This is a genomic window from Pseudomonas sp. 5P_5.1_Bac1, from assembly GCF_025466015.1.
Taxonomy (GTDB): domain Bacteria; phylum Pseudomonadota; class Gammaproteobacteria; order Pseudomonadales; family Pseudomonadaceae; genus Aquipseudomonas.
Genome location: NZ_JANLNX010000011.1, coordinates 21268 through 40743 on the forward strand (window position 1 = coordinate 21268; position 19476 = coordinate 40743).

Genomic DNA, 19476 nt, shown 5'->3' on the forward strand with positions numbered 1-19476 from the left:
GAACCTGCTGCGGGGGCGAACCCCCGCGAGCAAGCCATCAGGCCATTTCGGCCGTGGTCTCGAAATCGAAGACCAGTTCGCCGTCGCGGATGTCGATGTGCACCACACCGCCATGGTCGGCCAGTTCCCCGAACAGGATTTCCTCGGCCAGTGGCCGCTTGATCTTGTCCTGGATAAGCCGCGCCATTGGACGAGCCCCCATCTGCGCATCGTAGCCGCCAACCGCCAGCCAGTTGCGTGCTGCATCGGACACTTCCAGCAGGACACGCTTGTCCTCCAGTTGCGCCTGCAGCTCGGTGAGGAACTTGTCCACCACGCTCTTGATCGTCTCGTGAGTCAGGCGACCAAACTGGATGATGGTGTCCAGACGGTTGCGGAACTCCGGCGTGAAGCTCTTCTTGATCACTTCCATCGCATCGGACGAGTGGTCCTGATGCGTGAAACCGATGGAAGCACGCGCCGCAGTTTCGGCGCCGGCGTTGGTGGTCATGATGACGATCACGTTGCGGAAGTCCGCCTTGCGCCCGTTGTTGTCCGTCAAGGTGCCGTGGTCCATGACCTGCAGCAGCAGGTTGAAGACTTCCGGATGCGCCTTTTCGATCTCGTCGAGCAACAGCACGCAATGCGGCTGCTTGGTGATGGCTTCGGTCAGCAGACCACCCTGGTCGAAGCCGACATAGCCCGGAGGCGCACCGATCAGGCGCGACACGGTATGCCGTTCCATGTACTCCGACATGTCGAAGCGAACCAGCTCGACACCCAGCGCCTTGGCCAGTTGCCGTGCCACCTCGGTCTTGCCCACCCCGGTCGGACCGGAGAACAGGAAGGAACCGACAGGCTTGTCAGGCGCTTTCAGACCCGCACGAGAGAGCTTGATAGCAGTGGCCAGCGAATCGATCGCCGCATCCTGACCGAACACGGTCAGTTTCAGGTCGCGCTCCAGGTTGCGCAGCAGTTCCTTGTCGGAGCTGCTGACATGCTTCGGCGGAATACGGGCGATCTTCGCCACGATGTCTTCGACCTGCTGCACCTCGATGCGCTTGACCCGCGCCTCGACCGGTTGCAGGCGCTGATAGGCACCCGCCTCGTCGATCACATCAATGGCTTTGTCCGGCATGTGCCGGTCATTGATGTAGCGCGCTGCCAACTCGGCCGCTGCACGCAGGGCCTCGTCGCTGTACTCGATGCTGTGGTGGGACTCGAAACGCCCCTTCAGCCCGCGCAGGATGCCCACGGTGTCTTCGACCGACGGCTCGCTGACATCGACCTTCTGGAAGCGCCGCGCCAAGGCACGGTCCTTCTCGAAGATGCCACGGAACTCCTGGAAGGTCGTGGAACCGATGCAGCGGATGTCGCCAGAGGACAACAGCGGCTTGAGCAGGTTGGAGGCATCCATGACACCGCCGGATGCCGCGCCGGCACCGATGATGGTGTGGATTTCATCGATGAACAAAATTGCCTGCGGACGTTTGCGCAGTTCACCCAGGAGCGCCTTGAAGCGCTTCTCGAAGTCGCCGCGGTACTTGGTGCCGGCCAGCAAAGCGCCGAGGTCTAGCGAATAGACCACGCTCTGGGACAGCAGATCAGGCACCTGGCCGTCGACGATGCGCTTGGCCAGGCCTTCGGCGATCGCCGTCTTGCCGACACCGGCCTCACCCACCAGCAGCGGGTTGTTCTTGCGCCGACGCGCGAGAATCTGTGCCACGCGCTCGACTTCGCTCTCACGCCCGACCAGCGGATCGATACGGCCCTGACGAGCGAGTTCGTTGAGGTTGCTGGCGTAGGCATCCAGGGGATTACTCGACGACGAGGTTTCGCCGCCGTCTTCGTCCTGCATTTCCTGCTCGCCTTCGGGGTGTTCGCCGTGGCCGGGCACTTTGGAAATGCCGTGCGCGATGTAGTTGACTACATCGATGCGAGCCACGCTTTGTTGCTTGAGAAGGAATACCGCCTGGCTTTCCTGCTCACTGAAAATGGCCACCAGTACGTTGGCGCCGGTCACTTCACGCTTGCCCGAGCTCTGTACATGGAAGACGGCACGCTGCAGCACACGCTGGAAGCCCAGGGTTGGCTGGGTTTCACGGTCCTCGTCATGGACGGGGATCAGTGGCGTGGTGGAGTCGATGAACTCCTGCAGATCGTGTTTGAGTTTGTCGAGATTCGCACCGCACGCGCGCAAAACAGTCGCGGCGGCCTCGTTATCCAGCAATGCCAGCAGAAGGTGTTCAACCGTCATGAACTCATGACGCTTGGAACGGGCCTCCTTGAAGGCCAGATTGAGGGTGACTTCGAGCTCGCGGTTTAACATAGCTTCACCTCATACCCAAGTGGTCGGCGATTAACCGTCCTTCTCGATTTCACAGAGTAGCGGATGCTGGCTTTCCCTTGCGTATTGGTTGACCTGCATGGCCTTGGTCTCGGCGATGTCACGGGTAAACAATCCGCACACTGCCCGTCCCTCGGTGTGGACGGCCAGCATGACCTTGGTCGCCAGCTCGCGGTTCAGGTTAAAAAACACCTCGAGCACTTCGACGACGAAATCCATCGGCGTGTAGTCATCGTTGAACAAAACCACCTTGTACATCGGTGGCGCCTGCAGCGCCGGCTTGGCTTCCTGTACGGCCAGGCCAGCACCATCGTCCTCATGCGATTGCGGGCGATCCTGATTGAATGTTAGTCGAATCTGGCTATGTGCATGCATGGAAAGAATTTCATCATTTCGACAGGTTAGGGTTGAGGGTTGACCGCTTGAACCGACGCCAGGCAACGGCCGTCGCCTGACCTTGACTATCAGCAAAACGGTGTTACAACCAATAAGAACCCACCGTGGTCAATAAAGGTCCGCGCAGTCAACCAGAATTTTCGCAGGTTATATGCGGATGGAGTGGATGATACTCCAGTGATGGAGTCCTTTGCAGAGGGATATGAGGATGGCAAGCGGTAAAGTCAAGTGGTTCAACAATGCCAAGGGCTATGGCTTCATCAATGAAGAAGGCAAGACCGAGGATCTGTTCGCTCACTATTCGGCAATCAAGATGGACGGTTATAAAACACTGAAAGCCGGACAAGCCGTGACTTTCGACATCATCCAGGGCCCCAAAGGACTTCATGCCGTGAACATCGGTGACAGCACCAGCACGACAGAGGTCAAGACCACAAACCCGATCACCGCCGACGCCTGACCTTCAACGCGGCGAAAAAAAACCGGCCAACCTCGTCATACGGGGCTGGCCGGTTTTTCATGCCGCTTACATGTGCTTGATCAGCGCTTCACCGAAGCCCGACGACGAAACCAGAGTCGCGCCTTCCATCAGACGTTCGAAGTCATAAGTCACCGTCTTGGCCCGGATGGCGCCGTTGGTGCCCTTGATGATCAGGTCGGCCGCTTCGGTCCAGCCGAGGTGGCGCAGCATCATTTCAGCGGAGAGGATCACCGAACCCGGGTTCACCTGGTCCTTGCCCGCGTATTTCGGCGCGGTGCCGTGGGTGGCTTCGAACATCGCCACGGTATCGGACAGGTTGGCACCCGGCGCAATGCCGATACCACCCACCTCGGCCGCCAGGGCGTCGGACAGGTAGTCACCGTTGAGGTTGAGGGTCGCGATCACGTCGTACTCGGCCGGACGCAGCAGGATCTGCTGCAGCATGGCGTCGGCAATGGCGTCCTTGACGATCACTTCACGGCCGGTGTTCGGGTTCTTGAACTTCATCCACGGGCCGCCATCGAGCAGCTCGGCGCCGAATTCGTTCTTCGCCACCTCGTAGCCCCAATCCTTGAAGGCACCTTCGGTGAACTTCATGATGTTGCCTTTATGGACGATGGTCAGCGACTTGCGGTCGTTGTCCACGACGTATTGCAGGGCTTTGCGCACCAGGCGCTGGGTGCCTTCCTTGGAGACCGGCTTGATGCCGATGCCGCAATCCTGGTCGAAACGGATCTTGGTGACACCCATTTCTTCCTTGAGGAATTTGATGACCTTGTTGGCCTCAGGCGAACCGGCTTTCCATTCGATACCGGCGTAGATATCTTCAGAGTTCTCGCGGAAGATCACCATGTCGACGTCGCCCGGCTTCTTCACAGGGCTCGGGACACCGTCGAACCAGACGACAGGACGCAGACAGACATACAGGTCAAGTTGCTGGCGCAGCGCTACGTTCAGCGAGCGGATGCCGCCACCGACCGGCGTGGTCAGCGGGCCCTTGATGGAAACCACGTAATCCTTCACCGCGTCGAGGGTTTCCTGGGGCAGCCAGGTGTCCTGGTCATAGACCTGGGTGGCCTTTTCGCCGGCGTAGACTTCCATCCAGGAAATCTTGCGCTTGCCGCCGTAAGCCTTCTCGACCGCAGCGTCGACCACCTTGATCATGACCGGGGAAACGTCTACCCCGATACCGTCGCCTTCAATGAACGGGATGATCGGATTGTCTGGAACATTGAGAGAATGGTCTGCGTTGACGGTGATTTTGTCGCCGACTGCCGGAACCTCGATTTTCTGGTATCCCATGCTGCACTCCGCTTTTTTTGGTTTGTAGTCTTCATGCAATCCCCAGAGCCTAACCCAGTTGACGGCGAACGGAAACCTTGCCCACAAAACCGTCACAAAGCCGAAAAAAGCTCTACATCTTTCGTCTATAAATGGTCATCCGACATCTTCGTCTTGATGATTAGGACCAAGGAATTGGTATACTGCGCCGGTGACTCAAGGGTCACTTGGGGGCGAGATGTCCGCTACAGGTCCCGCTGCCCCGACAAGACTGAGCTGTTACCGCGGTTCAGCCGTTTGACACTCGACTGATGCAATCCACCATCACAGCCCTGGATCCTCGACTTTCCGCTCATGGATGTGTCTGAGCGAAGCGCTTACCCTGCGCGCCCTACCGAGATCCCGAGCACGCTCAGCAAAACAGAGAGTTAACCCGAATATGTCCACCCGATCCAAGATCATCTACACCTTCACCGACGAAGCCCCGGCACTCGCCACCTACTCGCTGCTCCCCATCGTCGAAGCCTTCACCGCTACTGCCGACATCGCAGTAGAAACCCGGGACATCTCTCTCGCTGCCCGCCTCCTCTCCGCCTTCCCAGAACAACTCGGCGCCGAAAAGCAAGTGGCCGACCATCTGGCGGAACTGGGACAACTGGCGACGACCCCGGAAGCCAACATCATCAAGCTGCCGAACATCAGCGCCTCGGTTCCACAACTGAAGGCCGCGATCAAGGAGCTGCAAGCCAAGGGCTTCAACATTCCGGACTACCCGGAAGCACCGGCCAACGACGCTGAGAAAGAAGCCAAGGCACGCTACGACCGCATCAAGGGCAGCGCCGTGAACCCGGTTCTGCGCGAGGGCAACTCTGACCGCCGCGCACCACTGTCGGTCAAGAACTACGCCCGCAAACACCCGCACAAGATGGGTGCCTGGGCCGCTGACTCGAAGTCCCATGTCGCTCACATGAGCAACGGCGACTTCTACGGCAGCGAAAAAGCCGCCCTCATCGAAGCCGATGACAGCCTGCGTATCGAATTGCTGAGCAAAGACGGTTCCACCACCGTCCTGAAAGAAAAAACCTCGGTCAAGGCCGGCGAAATCATCGATTGCGCCGTACTGAGCACCAAGGCCCTGCGCGCCTTCATCGCCGCTGAAATCGAAGACGCCAAGGCTCAGGGCGTGCTGCTGTCGGTTCACCTGAAAGCCACCATGATGAAAGTCTCCGACCCAATCATGTTCGGCCAGATCGTTGCCGAGTACTACGCGGACGCGCTGAACAAGAACGCCGCCATCCTTGAGCAGATCGGTTTCAACCTGAACAACGGCATCGGCGACCTGTACGCCCGCATCAAGAACCTGCCAGCCGAGCAGCAGGCGCAGATCGAAGCCGACATCCAGGCTGTCTATGCCATCCGCCCTGCGCTGGCCATGGTCAACTCCGACAAGGGCATCACCAACCTGCACGTGCCGAGCGACGTTATCGTCGACGCCTCGATGCCGGCGATGATCCGTGACTCGGGCAAGATGTGGAACACCGAAGGCCAGCTGCAAGACACCAAGGCTGTCATTCCTGACCGCTGCTACGCGACCATCTACCAGGCCGTGATCGAAGACTGCAAGAAACACGGCGCCTTCGACCCGACCACCATGGGCAGCGTACCGAACGTCGGCCTGATGGCGCAGAAAGCCGAAGAGTACGGTTCTCACGACAAGACCTTCCAGGCCAAGGCCGATGGCGTCATCCGCGTACTGGACGGCCAGGGTAACCTGCTGCTGCAACAGGACGTCGAAGCCGGCGACATCTTCCGCATGTGCCAGACCAAGGACGCGCCGATCCAGGATTGGGTCAAGCTCGCCGTCAACCGCGCTCGCGCCAGCAACACCCCGGCGCTGTTCTGGCTCGACCCGCAACGCGCCCACGACGGCGTGCTGATCGAGAAAGTCCAGAAGTACCTGAAAGACCACGACACCGCTGGCCTGGACATCCGTGTCCTGTCGCCGGTCGAGGCAATGAAGGTTTCGCTGCAGCGTATCCGCGCCGGCCAGGACACCATCTCGGTGACCGGTAACGTGCTGCGCGACTACCTGACCGACCTGTTCCCGATCATGGAACTGGGCACCAGCGCCAAGATGCTGTCGATCGTTCCGCTGATGAACAACGGCGGCCTGTTCGAAACCGGCGCCGGTGGTTCGGCTCCGAAACACGTACAGCAACTGGTCGAAGAGAACTTCCTGCGCTGGGACTCGCTGGGCGAATTCCTGGCACTGGCTGCTTCCCTGGAACACCTGGGCAACACCTACGCCAACCCGAAAGCCAAGGTACTGGCTGCCACCCTGGACCAGGCCACCGGCCAGTTCCTGGACAGCAACAAGTCCCCTGCGCGCAAGGTCGGCAGCATCGACAACCGCGGCAGCCACTTCTACCTGACCCTGTACTGGGCCCAGGCACTGGCTGCACAGACTGAAGATGCCGCACTGCAGGCACGCTTCGCCCCGCTGGCCAAAGCCCTGGCTGAGAACGAAGCGACCATCGTCGCCGAGCTCAACGCCGTTCAAGGCAAGCCCGTCGAAATCGGTGGCTACTACTTCCCCGACGCCGAGCTGACCAGCAAGGTGATGCGCCCAAGCCAGACCCTGAACAGCGCGATTGCCGCACTCTAAGGTTCGCTTGACGTAACATCGGAAGCCCCGGCCACGCACCGGGGCTTCTGCTTTCTGCGCTCGCCACACAGGAACCTTTCATGACCTGGCAACCCCATATCACCGTCGCCACCATCGTCGAAGACCAGGGCCGCTTCCTGCTGGTCGAAGAATTCAAGGCCGGCAAGCACGTGTTCAACCAGCCCGCCGGCCACCTCGAAGCCAACGAAACCCTGCTTGAAGCCGCCCTGCGCGAAACCCTCGAAGAGACCGCCTGGGACGTCGAGCTGACCGGACTGGTCGGCATCTACCTCTATACCGCCCCCAGCAACGGCGTGACCTACCAGCGAATCTGCTTCGCCGCCCGCCCTGTCAAGCACCATGCCGATCGCGCCCTGGACAGCGATATCGTCCGCGCAGTGTGGATGACCCCGGAAGAACTGGCCGCGGACCCCGAGCGCTGGCGCAGCGAGCTGGTCCCGCGCTGCATCGAGGACTACCTGGCGGGGCCTTTGCACAGCCTTGAGCTGATCCGCAACTGAGCAGGTTTTCGCCTTGAAGGACGCAGCCTGATAGAATCGTCGTCTTTTTCCAGATACGCACCCATACCTATGTCCGAACCAGCTCTCCAAAAGGCACGCGTCATCGTCGGCATGTCCGGCGGCGTGGACTCTTCCGTTTCCGCCCTCCTGCTGATGGAGCAGGGCTACCAGGTGGAAGGCCTGTTCATGAAGAACTGGGAAGAGGACGATGGCACCGAGTATTGCACCGCCCGCGAAGACCTGGCCGACGCCCAGGCCGTGTGCGACCGCATCGGTATCAAGCTGCACACCGCCAACTTCGCCGCGGAGTACTGGGACAACGTCTTCGAGCACTTCCTCGAGGAATACAAGGCCGGCCGCACGCCGAACCCGGACATACTCTGCAACCGCGAAATCAAGTTCAAAGCCTTTCTGGACTACGCCCTGGCCCTCGGCGCCGACCTGATCGCCACCGGCCACTACGTGCGCCGCCGCGACATCGACGGACGCACCGAACTGCTCAAGGGCCTGGACCCGAACAAGGACCAGAGCTACTTCCTCCACGCCGTCGGCGGCGAGCAGATCGCCCGCACCCTGTTCCCGGTCGGCGAACTGGAAAAACCCGAAGTCCGTGCAATTGCCGAAAAACACGGCCTGGCCACGGCCAAGAAGAAAGATTCCACCGGTATCTGCTTCATTGGCGAACGTCGCTTCAGCGATTTTCTCAAGCAATACCTGCCGGCCCAGCCCGGCGAGATCCAGACCACCGACGGCGAAGTCATCGGCCAGCACCACGGCCTGATGTACCACACCATCGGCCAGCGCCAGGGTCTCGGCATCGGCGGCCTGAAAGACGCCGGCGACGAGCCTTGGTACGTGCTGGAAAAAGACCTCGGCCGCAACGTGCTGGTGGTCGGCCAAGGCAATGAACACCCATGGCTGTTCTCCCGCGCCCTGCTCGCCTCGGAAATCTTCTGGGTCAATCCGATCGATCTGTCCGCGCCACGCCGCCTGACCGCCAAGGTCCGTTACCGCCAGAGCGATCAGGACTGCACCCTGGAGCGCACCGAGAACGGCTACCGCGCCGTGTTCGACGAACCTCAGCGCGCCGTGACGCCCGGCCAGTCCGTGGTGTTCTACGACGGCGAAATCTGCCTCGGCGGCGGCGTGATCGAAACCGCCGAGCCGTGGAGCGCCCGCGGATGAGCCCGACCCAGGAGCAACTGATCGCCCTTGGCGGAGTTTTCCAGGCCGCAGTGCTGGTTGACCGCATCGCCCGCACCGGTTCGGCCAGCGAGGCCAATATCGGCTGCATGCTCGGCAGCCTGCTGGTGCGCGACCCGAAGGACACCCTGGAGGTGTTCGGCGGCGATGACATCAATCTGCGCGATGGCTATCGCGCCCTCGCCAGCGCCCTGGAACGCGATCCCGGCAGCCTGCAGCGCGAACCGCTGCGCTATGCCCTGTCGATGCTCGGCCTGGAGCGGCAACTGGCCAAGCGCGGCGACATGCTGGAAACCATCGGCAACCGCTTGCCGCAGATCCAGTCCCAGGCCGAGCATTTCGGCCTGGTTCACGAAAACGTCATCGCCTCCAGCGGCGCGCTGTATCAGGATACGTTGAGTACCCTGCGCCAACGCATCCAGGTGCATGGCGACATGCGCCACCTGCAACAACCGAACAATGCGTCGAAAATTCGCGCCCTGCTGCTCGCCGGCATTCGCGCCGCGCGCCTCTGGCGTCAGCTTGGCGGCCATCGCTGGCAGCTGGTTTTCAGCCGGCGCAAGCTGCTCAGCGAGCTGTACCCGATGCTGCGCGGCTAAGACGTAAAAGGTCGGCGCGAAGCCCGCGCCGACCCAGCGAAATACACGATCCGGCCGGCAATACCTTTTGTCAGCCACCCGACCCGGGGGCATTTTTCATGTATGATATGCGCCCTTTTCAAAGCCTGACTGTCCGAGAACACCCCATGCAGCTCTCCTCGCTCACTGCGGTTTCCCCTGTAGACGGCCGCTACGCCGGCAAAACCCAGGCCCTGCGCCCCATTTTCAGCGAATACGGCCTGGTCCGTTTCCGCGCCCTGGTCGAAGTTCGCTGGTTGCAGCGCCTGGCCGCCCACCCGCAAATCGCCGAGGTTCCAGCGTTCTCCGCCGAAGCCAACGCCGTACTCAATGGCCTGGCCGATGAGTTCGCCCTTGAGCACGCCGAGCGCGTCAAAGAGATCGAGCGCACCACCAACCACGACGTCAAGGCCATCGAATACCTGCTCAAAGAGCAGGCGGCCAAGCTGCCGGAACTGGCCAAGGTCAGCGAGTTCATCCACTTCGCCTGCACCAGCGAGGACATCAACAACCTGTCCCACGCCCTGATGCTGCGCGAAGGCCGCGATACCGTGCTGCTGCCGCTGATGCGCCAGATCGCCGAATCCCTGCGTGAACTGGCCCACCGCTTCGCCGACGTGCCGATGCTGTCGCGCACCCACGGCCAACCGGCCTCGCCGACCACCCTGGGCAAAGAGCTGGCCAACGTCGTCTACCGCCTCGAGCGGCAGATCGCGCAAGTTGCCGCCGTCCCGCTGATGGGCAAGATCAACGGCGCCGTGGGCAACTACAACGCCCACCTGTCGGCCTACCCGCAGATCGACTGGGAAGCCAACGCCCGCGCCTTCATCGAAGACGAGCTGGGCCTGGTGTTCAACCCTTACACCACCCAGATCGAGCCGCACGACTACATCGCCGAGCTGTTCGACGCCATCGCGCGCTTCAACACCATCCTGATCGACTTCGACCGTGACATCTGGGGCTACATCTCGCTGGGCTACTTCAAACAGAAGACCATCGCAGGTGAAATCGGCTCCTCGACCATGCCGCACAAGGTCAACCCAATCGACTTCGAGAACTCCGAAGGCAACCTGGGCATCGCCAACGCGCTGTTCCAGCACCTGGCCAGCAAACTGCCAATTTCCCGCTGGCAGCGCGACCTGACCGACTCCACCGTACTGCGCAACCTCGGTGTCGGCTTTGCCCACAGCGTGATCGCCTACGAGGCCAGTCTCAAAGGCATCAGCAAGCTGGAGATCAACACCGCACGCATCGCCGAAGACCTGGACGCCTGCTGGGAAGTCCTGGCCGAGCCGATCCAGACCGTGATGCGCCGCTACAACATCGAGAACCCCTACGAGAAGCTCAAGGAGCTGACCCGTGGCAAAGGCATCAGCCCAGAGGCGCTGCTGACCTTCATCGATGGCCTGGACATGCCAGCCGAAGCTCGCGAAGAGCTGAAGAAGCTGACCCCTGCCAACTACATCGGCAACGCTGCGGCGCAAGCCAAACGCATCTGATCCATTTCCCGCGTTTTAACGCCCGGCCGAGCCGGGCGTTTTTATTGCTGAAAGAAATTTACTTTTTTTCAATAGGTTAACCATGAATTCTGATACTCCACTGCAACTTTTGGGCGGTTTGACTGCTCGCGAATTCATGCGCGATTACTGGCAGAAGAAACCGCTGCTGGTGCGCCAGGCGTTCACCGACTTCGAAAGCCCGATCGACGCTGACGAACTGGCCGGCCTCGCACTGGAAGAAGAAGTCGAATCGCGCATTGTCATCGAGCATGGCGAGACCCCGTGGGAACTGCGCCGCGGCCCGTTTACCGAAGAAACCTTCGGCACCCTGCCCGAGCGCGACTGGACCCTGCTCGTGCAATCCGTCGACCAGTTCGTCCCGGAAGTCGCCGAGCTGCTGGAGCACTTCCGCTTCCTGCCGAGCTGGCGCATCGACGATGTGATGATCAGCTTCGCCACGCCTGGCGGCAGCGTCGGCCCGCACTTCGACAACTACGATGTGTTCCTGCTGCAAGGGCACGGCAAGCGCAACTGGAAAGTCGGACAGATGTGCAACAGCGACAGCCCGCTGCTGGAACACCCCGACCTGCGCATCCTCGCCGACTTCGAGCAAAGCGACGAATGGAGCCTTGAGCCGGGTGACATGCTTTACCTGCCGCCGCGCCTGGCCCACTACGGCGTCGCCGAAGACAACTGTCTGACGTACTCGGTAGGCTTCCGCGCCCCGAGCGCCGCTGAAGTGCTGACTCACTTCACCGACTTCCTCAGCCAGTTCCTGACCGACGAAGAACGCTACAGCGACGCCGATGCCCAGCCAGTCAGCGACCCGCATCAGATCCAGCACGACGCACTCGGTCGCCTGAAGAGCCTGCTCAACGAGCACATGGGCGACGAGCGCCTGCTGCTGACCTGGTTCGGCCAGTTCATGACCGAACCGCGCTACCCGGAAATGGTCGCCGGCGAAGCGCTGAGCGAAGAAGAACTGATCGACAGCCTGGAACAGGGCGCGATCATTATCCGCAACCCAAGCGCACGCATGGCCTGGTCGGAAGTCGACGACAACCTGCTGCTGTTCGCCAGCGGCCAGAGCCGCCTGCTGCCGGGCGAATTGCGCGAGCTGCTGAAGCTGATCTGCTCGGCCGACGCCCTGCACGCCGAGAACCTGGCGCAATGGCTCGGTGACGAAGCCAGCCTGGAACTGATCTGCGAGCTGATCAAGCAAGGAAGCCTGGGGTTTGCCAATGAATAAGATCAAGGTGCGGCTTGCCGACTGGAACAAGGACAACGCTGATATCCGCAGGATTCGCGAAGCCGTGTTCATTGCCGAGCAGAACGTTCCGCCAGAGCTGGAATGGGATTCGGACGACAACGATGCCATCCATTTCCTCGCCGTCGAAGACGACTACGCCATCGGCACCGCCCGCCTGCTGCTGGACGGGCAGATCGGTCGCGTGTCGGTGCTCAAGGACTGGCGCGGACTGAAAGTCGGCGATGCGCTGATGCAAGCCGCCATCGTCGAAGCGCAGGACCGCGACCTGAGCCAGCAGATGCTGACCGCCCAGGTCCATGCCACGGCGTTCTATGAGCGCCTGGGTTTCCGCGTGGTCAGTGAAGAGTTCCTGGAAGCGGGGATTCCTCACGTCGACATGGTTCGCGATTCGAAAGCGGTGTAACTCACGGGTCCATCGCGACAGTTCGGCGCGATGGACCCGCACACAACCCCCGGAAACTTTGCCATCATGTCCACTCCACCCGCGGAGATCATGGACATGCCGCTACGCCCCCTGCTCGCCTCCCTGCTTCTGTCGCTCAGCCTGAATGCGCTGGCTGCCACCGAAGTCCTGCCCCTGAACCACCGCACCAGCGCGGAAATGCTGCCCGCCGCGCAAGCCTTTCTCGGCAAGGACGGCACCGTCAGCAGTTTCGAGAACAAGCTGATCGTCAAAGCCGAACCCGGCAAGATCGACGAACTTCGCACCCTTCTTCGCGATCTGGACACCGCGCCGAAACGTCTGCTGATCAGCGTCGACAACAACGACAGCAATTTCCAGGACAACCGCGGCAATGCGCGGATCATCCGCTATGGCACCGCCAACCGCGAAGGCGGACTGCAGCAGATCCAGGCCAGCGAAGGCACCCCCGCGCTGATCCAGGTTGGCCAGAGCGTCCCCATTACCAGCACGCAGACCGACAATTACGGTCGCGTGCAAAGCCAGACCGAGTACCGCAACGTCACGCAAGGCTTCTACGTCACCGCCAGCGTCTCCGGCGATACCGTTCACCTGAACATCAGCACCAACAATGACCGGACGAGCCAGGAACGTCCCGATGTAGTGAAAGTACAAAGTACCGACACAAAGGTCACCGGCAAGCTGGGTGAGTGGATCACGTTGGCGGGTGTGAATGCTCAAAGTCAGGCCGACCGCTCTGCCTCGACCCTGAGCTACTCGACTCAACGGGGTGAAAACATGACTTTGCGGGTAAAAGTCGACGCATTGGACTGAAGCCACGGAAATCAAGGCCTCGACCAACGGCCTTGAAACTGACTGATGAGTCGTATTAGACCAAAGATGTAGTGGAGTGAAAAAACCACTACAAAACATTTGACGACCTCAAATCGCAGAGGCATGATGGCCCCGCTCCCGCTAATCAGGGGCCCTGGCAAGGGCCTTCGGATCGCGCTCTAACCTACCCACCTGAGCCGAGTCCGTGTCTGTACAGCCCACAAGGCGGTTTGACGAGATTGCGACTGGAACGAAGTTGTCCCGAGGGACGGAAGCGCATCAACGGTACATGGCAAAACCTGATCGACGTAGCACGGCAACCACGAGCCAACCTGCCCGACAGTCCGCCAGCACCTGCTCACTTCCCCTTTTCGAGCACCATCGTTCAACGTCGTAACTTCGCCAGACTAGACTGAGTCGCCAGCGTCCTCTGACCAGCGAGCATTCGGTGCTGCCCCTGTATCAACAGCGCAGCCGACAGAGCGAACATTTTTCACAAGACCTATGCGACGAGGCTTATTTCCATGGCACTGACACGCGAACAGCAAATTGCAGCCCTCGAAAAAGACTGGGCCGAGAACCCGCGCTGGAAAGGCGTGACCCGTACCTACACCGCTGCCGATGTCGTCCGTCTGCGTGGTTCCGTTCAGCCAGAGCACACCCTGGCCCGCATGGGTGCGGAAAAACTGTGGAACCTGGTCACCAAGGGCGCCCACCCGTCCTTCCGCCCTGAAAAAGATTTCGTCAACTGCATGGGCGCCCTGACCGGCGGCCAGGCTGTTCAACAGGTCAAGGCCGGCATCCAGGCTATCTACCTGTCCGGCTGGCAAGTGGCTGCCGATAACAACTCGGCCGAGTCCATGTACCCAGACCAGTCGCTGTACCCGGTGGATTCGGTTCCAACTGTGGTCAAGCGCATCAACAACTCGTTCCGTCGCGCCGACCAGATCCAGTGGAAAGCCGGCAAGAACCCAGGCGATGACGGCTACATCGATTACTTCGCACCAATCGTGGCTGACGCTGAAGCCGGTTTCGGCGGCGTACTGAACGCCTACGAACTGATGAAGAACATGATCGAAGCAGGCGCTGCCGGCGTTCACTTCGAAGATCAACTGGCTTCCGTGAAGAAATGCGGCCACATGGGCGGCAAGGTTCTGGTTCCGACCCAGGAAGCCGTTCAAAAGCTGAGCGCTGCCCGTCTGGCGGCCGACGTTGCCGGCGTACCGACCATCATCCTGGCCCGTACCGACGCCAACGCCGCTGACCTGCTGACCAGCGACTGCGACCCGTACGACCAACCGTTCGTGATCGGCGAGCGTACCCAGGAAGGCTTCTACAAAGTACGTGCCGGCCTGGACCAAGCCATCGCTCGCGGCCTGGCCTATGCGCCTTACGCCGACCTGATCTGGTGCGAAACCGCCAAGCCAGACCTGGACGAGGCTCGTCGCTTCGCCGAAGCGATCAAGAAGGAATACCCGGACCAGATCCTGTCCTACAACTGCTCGCCTTCCTTCAACTGGAAGAAGAACCTGGACGACGCAACCATCGCCAAGTTCCAGCGCGAACTGTCGGCAATGGGCTACAAGCACCAGTTCATCACCCTGGCCGGCATCCACAACATGTGGCACGGCATGTTCAACCTGGCGCACGACTACGCCCGCAACGACATGACCGCCTACGTGAAGCTGCAAGAGCAGGAATTCGCTGACGCATCGAAAGGCTACACCTTCGTTGCGCACCAGCAGGAAGTGGGCACCGGCTACTTCGACGACATGACCACTGTGATCCAGGGTGGCAAGTCTTCGGTTACCGCGCTGACCGGTTCCACCGAAGAAGAGCAGTTCCACTGATCTGATCGGCTGTTGATGTTCGGGTGACACGCAAGGCCCGGGACCTGTGATGGGGTTCCGGGCCTTGTTCTTTGCGTATCCGGCAACCGGATGCCCAGCGATCCTTCGACTATGCTTGGACGCACGCCAACAACAAGGACCGGCCATGCCCCGCTCCGTGACCCTTTGCGCCCTCGCGCTGTTCAGCGGCGCCTTCTATTTATATGCAGTGTCCAGCGCCGACCTCTGGCTCGCCCTGGCGGCCAAGCCGATTCCGGTACTGATACTGCTGCTCTGGTTGACCACCGCGCCAGCCACACCCTATCGCCAGCGAATCATGCTCGGCCTGGGCTTCTCGATCATCGGCGACATAGCCCTGGCGTGGCCGGGCGATCTGTTCGTTGCAGGCCTGGCGGCGTTTCTCTGCGCGCACCTGGCCTACCTCTGGGCCTATCTCCACAGAACCCGCGCGCCGGCCTTCGGCGCCCTGCTGCTGGCGGCCCTCTGCGGCGCAGGTTTGTTCGGCCTGCTGGCCTATCACGGCCTGGGCGGGCTGTTCATCCCGGTGGCGCTCTACGCCCTGACCATCAGCGCCATGCTTTGGCGGGCGCTGGCCTGTGGCGGCGTCGCAGCGTTTGGCGCCATGAGCTTCGTGCTGTCGGACAGCCTGATCGGCATCGATCGCTTCGTCAGCGCCTTCGCCGCCGCGCCGTACCTGATCATCCTGTTCTACTGGCTTGGTCAGTGGGCCATTGCACTGTCGGCGCGACACGCGCAATCGGCACAATCCAGCGAAGCGTTGACCCAAGCCCCGACCCCGGTCGGAAAAAGCGTCTAGAACAAGGGATACCAATAACTTGCAGGCAAACAGTCGATGAACTTTGTAGTTGACTTGAACAGTAGGAATAACAACAGACCTTCAAATGATATTAATTATCATTACGAAACTTGCAATTCATTACGCCTCGAAAGAAACATAATTAACGAAACAAGGGACAATCCCCGTATTACGGGGCCTGGAGCGAGTCGGGAAAGATTTTTGTTCTTAATGCTACGAATAAATTTGCAGCAGAAATTTTACTTGCACCAGGTTTACCCATAAAATCAGCGCGATAGATTTCGCTGCGACATATCGTCACTGCTCTACTTCTTTTCAAGCTCAGAGACTACGTGCTCTGTTAAGGATTTTCAGCATGCCCGATTCGACTGGACTCATCGCCCACAACTGGGGCTTTGCCATTTTCCTTTTGGGTGTCGTCGGCCTCTGCGCCTTCATGCTCGGTCTGTCCAGCCTGCTCGGTAGCAAGGCATGGGGCCGTAGCAAGAACGAACCCTTCGAGTCCGGCATGCTGCCCACTGGCGGTGCCCGCCTGCGCCTTTCGGCAAAATTCTATCTGGTCGCGATGCTGTTCGTGATCTTCGATATCGAAGCCCTCTTTCTCTTTGCATGGTCTGTGTCGATTCGCGAAAGCGGCTGGACCGGATTCGTCGAAGCTCTCGTTTTCATAGCAATTCTGTTGGCAGGTCTTGTCTACCTTTGGCGGGTCGGGGCGCTCGATTGGGCTCCCGTGGGTCGTCGCAAGCGGCAAGCGAAGCTGAAACAATGAGGCTTTGGCAATGCAATACAATCTCACCAGAATCGATCCGGATGCGCCCAACGAGCAGTATCCAATCGGAGACCGGGAAACCGTCTCCGATTCGCTGCTAGAGGACCAGGTCCACAAGAACATCTTCATGGGCAAGCTCGAAGATGTGCTCAGTGGTGCGGTCAACTGGGGTCGCAAGAACTCCCTGTGGCCCTACAACTTCGGCCTGTCCTGCTGCTACGTGGAGATGACCACGGCGTTTACCGCGCCGCACGACATCGCCCGTTTCGGCGCTGAAGTTATCCGGGCATCACCGCGCCAGGCCGACTTCATGGTCATCGCTGGCACCTGCTTCATCAAGATGGCACCCATCATCCAGCGTCTTTACGAGCAGATGCTCGAGCCGAAATGGGTCATTTCCATGGGTTCGTGTGCCAACTCCGGTGGCATGTACGACATTTACTCGGTCGTTCAGGGGGTCGACAAGTTCCTCCCCGTGGATGTCTACGTGCCTGGCTGCCCGCCTCGCCCTGAAGCATTCCTGCAAGGCTTGATGCTGTTGCAGGAATCGATTGGCAAGGAGCGTCGCCCTCTTTCCTGGGTCGTTGGCGACCAAGGCGTGTATCGCGCCGAAATGCCAGCGCAGAAAGAGCTGCGTCGTGAACAGCGCATGCAGGTCACCAACCTGCGCAGCCCCGACGAAGTCTGATCCAGCGAACCGCTGCCTGTTCACAAGACCAGGCGGCCTGGCTTCATTCTCTACGTTGACCGAAAGCGACCGAGACCATGACCGCGGACACCGCTATTTATATTCCGCCTTACAAGGCTGACGACCAGGATGTGGTCGTCGAACTGAACAATCGTTTTGGCCCCGAGGCGTTCACCGCCCAGGAGACCCGTACCGGCATGCCGGTGCTGTGGGTTGCCCGCGCCAAACTGATCGAAGTACTCACCTTCCTGCGCAACGTGCCCAAGCCGTACAGCATGCTGTATGACCTGCACGGCGTGGACGAGCGCCTGCGCACCCAGCGTCGCGGCCTGCCTGGCGCCGACTTCAGCGTTTTCTACCACCTGCTCTCGGTAGAACGAAACAGCGACGTGATGATCAAGGTCGCGCTGAACGAAAATGACCTGAACCTTCCGACCGTGACCGGCATCTGGCCAAACGCCAACTGGTACGAGCGTGAAGTCTGGGACATGTTCGGCATCGACTTTGCCGGCCACCCGCACCTGACCCGCATCATGATGCCGCCGACCTGGGAAGGTCACCCGCTGCGCAAGGACTTCCCGGCGCGCGCCACCGAGTTCGACCCGTTCACCCTGAACCTCGCCAAGCAACAGCTCGAGGAAGAAGCCGCGCGCTTCAACCCGGAAGCCTGGGGCATGAAACGTCAGGGCGCGAACGAGGACTACATGTTCCTCAACCTCGGCCCCAACCACCCGTCCGCCCACGGTGCGTTCCGTATCGTCCTGCAACTGGACGGTGAAGAGATCGTCGACTGCGTCCCGGACATCGGCTACCACCACCGTGGTGCCGAGAAGATGGCCGAGCGCCAGTCCTGGCACAGCTTCATTCCCTACACCGACCGTATCGACTACCTCGGCGGGGTGATGAACAACCTGCCGTACGTACTGGCCGTCGAGAAGCTGGCGGGCATCCAGGTGCCGCAAAAGGTCGACACCATCCGCATCATGCTGGCCGAGTTCTTCCGGATCACCAGCCACCTGCTGTTCCTGGGTACCTATATCCAGGACGTCGGCGCCATGACCCCGGTGTTCTTCACCTTCACCGACCGCCAGCGCGCCTACACCGTGATCGAAGCCATCACCGGTTTCCGTCTGCACCCGGCCTGGTACCGCATCGGTGGCGTCGCCCATGACCTGCCGCGCGGCTGGGACAAACTGGTGAAAGACTTCGTCGAATGGCTGCCAAAGCGCCTCGACGAGTACACCAAGGCTGCCCTGCAGAACAGTATCCTCAAAGGCCGTACCATCGGTGTTGCCCAGTACAACACCAAGGAAGCGCTGGAATGGGGCGTCACCGGCGCCGGCCTGCGTTCCACCGGCCTGGACTTCGACCTGCGCAAGGCCCGTCCTTACTCCGGCTACGAGAACTTCGAGTTCGAAGTACCGCTGGCCCACAACGGCGATGCCTACGATCGCTGCATGGTCCGTGTCGAAGAGATGCGCCAGAGTATCCGCATCATCGACCAGTGCATGCGCAACATGCCGGAAGGCCCGTACAAGGCGGATCACCCGCTGACCACGCCGCCGCCGAAAGAGCGCACCCTGCAGCACATCGAAACCCTGATCACCCACTTCCTGCAGGTTTCGTGGGGCCCGGTCATGCCGGCCAACGAGTCCTTCCAGATGATCGAGGCGACCAAGGGCATCAACAGTTATTACCTGACGAGCGATGGCGGCACCATGAGCTACCGCACCCGGATTCGTACCCCGAGCTATCCGCACCTGCAGCAGATCCCGTCGGTGATCCGCGGCAGCATGGTCGCGGACCTGATCGCGTACCTGGGCAGTATCGACTTCGTTATGGCTGACGTGGACCGCTAA

The 19476-nt window shown here is 60.6% G+C and carries 17 protein-coding genes; 14 read left to right on the forward strand and 3 right to left on the reverse strand.

Annotated elements, in window-relative coordinates; genetic code table 11:
* Positions 1-37: 37 nt before the first annotated feature.
* Both clpA and clpS read right to left on the reverse strand, forming a co-directional pair.
* Positions 38-2308: an ATP-dependent Clp protease ATP-binding subunit ClpA gene (gene clpA, locus NTD82_RS02065; RefSeq protein WP_095157290.1), complete on the reverse strand. Its 2271-nt coding sequence runs from the start codon at positions 2306-2308 to the stop codon at positions 38-40.
* Between the two features lie 30 nt (positions 2309-2338).
* A complete protein-coding gene (gene clpS, locus NTD82_RS02070; protein ID WP_045188377.1) occupies positions 2339-2701 on the reverse strand; it encodes an ATP-dependent Clp protease adapter ClpS in 363 nt (120 codons plus the stop codon).
* Positions 2702-2930: 229 nt separating this feature from the next.
* Here clpS and cspD point away from each other — a divergent pair, with 229 nt between their 5' ends.
* Complete coding sequence (cspD, locus tag NTD82_RS02075; RefSeq protein WP_095157288.1) at positions 2931-3182, forward strand: cold shock domain-containing protein CspD; 252 nt, start codon at positions 2931-2933, stop codon at positions 3180-3182.
* A 66-nt stretch (positions 3183-3248) separates the two neighbouring features.
* On the opposite strand, the gene icd is transcribed toward cspD, so the two are convergent.
* A complete protein-coding gene (gene icd / locus NTD82_RS02080; RefSeq protein ID WP_095157286.1) occupies positions 3249-4505 on the reverse strand; it encodes an NADP-dependent isocitrate dehydrogenase in 1257 nt (418 codons plus the stop codon).
* A gap of 418 nt (positions 4506-4923) precedes the next feature.
* On the opposite strand from icd, the gene NTD82_RS02085 reads away from it, so the two are divergent.
* The 13 genes from NTD82_RS02085 to nuoC all read left to right on the forward strand — a co-directional run bounded on the left by NTD82_RS02085 (position 4924) and on the right by nuoC (position 19476).
* Positions 4924-7149 carry an NADP-dependent isocitrate dehydrogenase gene (locus tag NTD82_RS02085; protein WP_095157284.1) on the forward strand — a complete coding sequence of 742 codons (2226 nt, stop codon included), beginning with the start codon at positions 4924-4926 and terminating at the stop codon, positions 7147-7149.
* Positions 7150-7229: 80 nt separating this feature from the next.
* Positions 7230-7670 (forward strand): NUDIX hydrolase, encoded by a 441-nt coding sequence (locus NTD82_RS02090; protein ID WP_095157282.1) that lies wholly within the window; start codon positions 7230-7232, stop codon positions 7668-7670.
* A gap of 69 nt (positions 7671-7739) precedes the next feature.
* Positions 7740-8855 carry a tRNA 2-thiouridine(34) synthase MnmA gene (mnmA, locus tag NTD82_RS02095; RefSeq protein WP_095157280.1) on the forward strand — a complete coding sequence of 372 codons (1116 nt, stop codon included), beginning with the start codon at positions 7740-7742 and terminating at the stop codon, positions 8853-8855.
* On the forward strand, positions 8852-9472 hold the full coding sequence (gene hflD / locus NTD82_RS02100; protein WP_095157278.1) for a high frequency lysogenization protein HflD: 621 nt from the start codon (positions 8852-8854) through the stop codon (positions 9470-9472). Before mnmA ends, hflD begins: the two co-directional genes overlap by 4 nt.
* A 146-nt stretch (positions 9473-9618) precedes the next feature.
* Positions 9619-10989, forward strand: coding sequence for an adenylosuccinate lyase (purB, locus tag NTD82_RS02105; RefSeq protein ID WP_095157276.1), 1371 nt, complete (start codon positions 9619-9621; stop codon positions 10987-10989).
* A gap of 82 nt (positions 10990-11071) precedes the next feature.
* The gene (locus NTD82_RS02110) at positions 11072-12238 is read left to right on the forward strand and encodes a cupin domain-containing protein (protein ID WP_095157274.1); all 1167 of its coding nucleotides are present in this window, start codon (positions 11072-11074) and stop codon (positions 12236-12238) included.
* The gene (locus NTD82_RS02115) at positions 12231-12662 is read left to right on the forward strand and encodes a GNAT family N-acetyltransferase (protein ID WP_095157273.1); all 432 of its coding nucleotides are present in this window, start codon (positions 12231-12233) and stop codon (positions 12660-12662) included. The genes NTD82_RS02110 and NTD82_RS02115 overlap by 8 nt, the downstream gene beginning before the upstream one ends.
* Before the next feature lie 66 nt (positions 12663-12728).
* On the forward strand, positions 12729-13493 hold the full coding sequence (locus NTD82_RS02120; protein ID WP_262127599.1) for a secretin N-terminal domain-containing protein: 765 nt from the start codon (positions 12729-12731) through the stop codon (positions 13491-13493).
* A gap of 524 nt (positions 13494-14017) precedes the next feature.
* A complete protein-coding gene (gene aceA, locus NTD82_RS02125) occupies positions 14018-15343 on the forward strand; it encodes an isocitrate lyase (RefSeq protein ID WP_095157271.1) in 1326 nt (441 codons plus the stop codon).
* 145 nt (positions 15344-15488) lie between these two features.
* Complete coding sequence (locus tag NTD82_RS02130; protein ID WP_262127601.1) at positions 15489-16160, forward strand: lysoplasmalogenase; 672 nt, start codon at positions 15489-15491, stop codon at positions 16158-16160.
* A gap of 355 nt (positions 16161-16515) precedes the next feature.
* Complete coding sequence (locus NTD82_RS02135) at positions 16516-16929, forward strand: NADH-quinone oxidoreductase subunit A (RefSeq protein WP_095157269.1); 414 nt, start codon at positions 16516-16518, stop codon at positions 16927-16929.
* Between the two features lie 10 nt (positions 16930-16939).
* Entirely contained in the window at positions 16940-17617 is a 678-nt protein-coding gene (locus NTD82_RS02140; protein WP_095157267.1) for an NADH-quinone oxidoreductase subunit B, read from the forward strand.
* Positions 17618-17694: 77 nt separating this feature from the next.
* Positions 17695-19476: an NADH-quinone oxidoreductase subunit C/D gene (nuoC, locus tag NTD82_RS02145; protein ID WP_095157265.1), complete on the forward strand. Its 1782-nt coding sequence runs from the start codon at positions 17695-17697 to the stop codon at positions 19474-19476.

Bases quoted from the DNA above. Each gene is read 5' to 3' on its own strand.
- nuoC (WP_095157265.1), top strand. From the start codon at position 17,695: ATGACCGCGGACACCGCTATTTATATTCCGCCTTACAAGGCTGACGAC.
- NTD82_RS02090 (WP_095157282.1), top strand. From the start codon at position 7,230: ATGACCTGGCAACCCCATATCACCGTCGCCACCATCGTCGAAGACCAG.
- NTD82_RS02120 (WP_262127599.1), top strand. From the start codon at position 12,729: ATGTCCACTCCACCCGCGGAGATCATGGACATGCCGCTACGCCCCCTG.
- clpS (WP_045188377.1), bottom strand. From the start codon at position 2,701: ATGCATGCACATAGCCAGATTCGACTAACATTCAATCAGGATCGCCCG.
- NTD82_RS02115 (WP_095157273.1), top strand. From the start codon at position 12,231: ATGAATAAGATCAAGGTGCGGCTTGCCGACTGGAACAAGGACAACGCT.
- purB (WP_095157276.1), top strand. From the start codon at position 9,619: ATGCAGCTCTCCTCGCTCACTGCGGTTTCCCCTGTAGACGGCCGCTAC.
- clpA (WP_095157290.1), bottom strand. From the start codon at position 2,308: ATGTTAAACCGCGAGCTCGAAGTCACCCTCAATCTGGCCTTCAAGGAG.
- NTD82_RS02085 (WP_095157284.1), top strand. From the start codon at position 4,924: ATGTCCACCCGATCCAAGATCATCTACACCTTCACCGACGAAGCCCCG.
- NTD82_RS02140 (WP_095157267.1), top strand. From the start codon at position 16,940: ATGCAATACAATCTCACCAGAATCGATCCGGATGCGCCCAACGAGCAG.
- hflD (WP_095157278.1), top strand. From the start codon at position 8,852: ATGAGCCCGACCCAGGAGCAACTGATCGCCCTTGGCGGAGTTTTCCAG.
- NTD82_RS02135 (WP_095157269.1), top strand. From the start codon at position 16,516: ATGCCCGATTCGACTGGACTCATCGCCCACAACTGGGGCTTTGCCATT.
- NTD82_RS02110 (WP_095157274.1), top strand. From the start codon at position 11,072: ATGAATTCTGATACTCCACTGCAACTTTTGGGCGGTTTGACTGCTCGC.
- cspD (WP_095157288.1), top strand. From the start codon at position 2,931: ATGGCAAGCGGTAAAGTCAAGTGGTTCAACAATGCCAAGGGCTATGGC.
- mnmA (WP_095157280.1), top strand. From the start codon at position 7,740: ATGTCCGAACCAGCTCTCCAAAAGGCACGCGTCATCGTCGGCATGTCC.
- icd (WP_095157286.1), bottom strand. From the start codon at position 4,505: ATGGGATACCAGAAAATCGAGGTTCCGGCAGTCGGCGACAAAATCACC.
- NTD82_RS02130 (WP_262127601.1), top strand. From the start codon at position 15,489: ATGCCCCGCTCCGTGACCCTTTGCGCCCTCGCGCTGTTCAGCGGCGCC.
- aceA (WP_095157271.1), top strand. From the start codon at position 14,018: ATGGCACTGACACGCGAACAGCAAATTGCAGCCCTCGAAAAAGACTGG.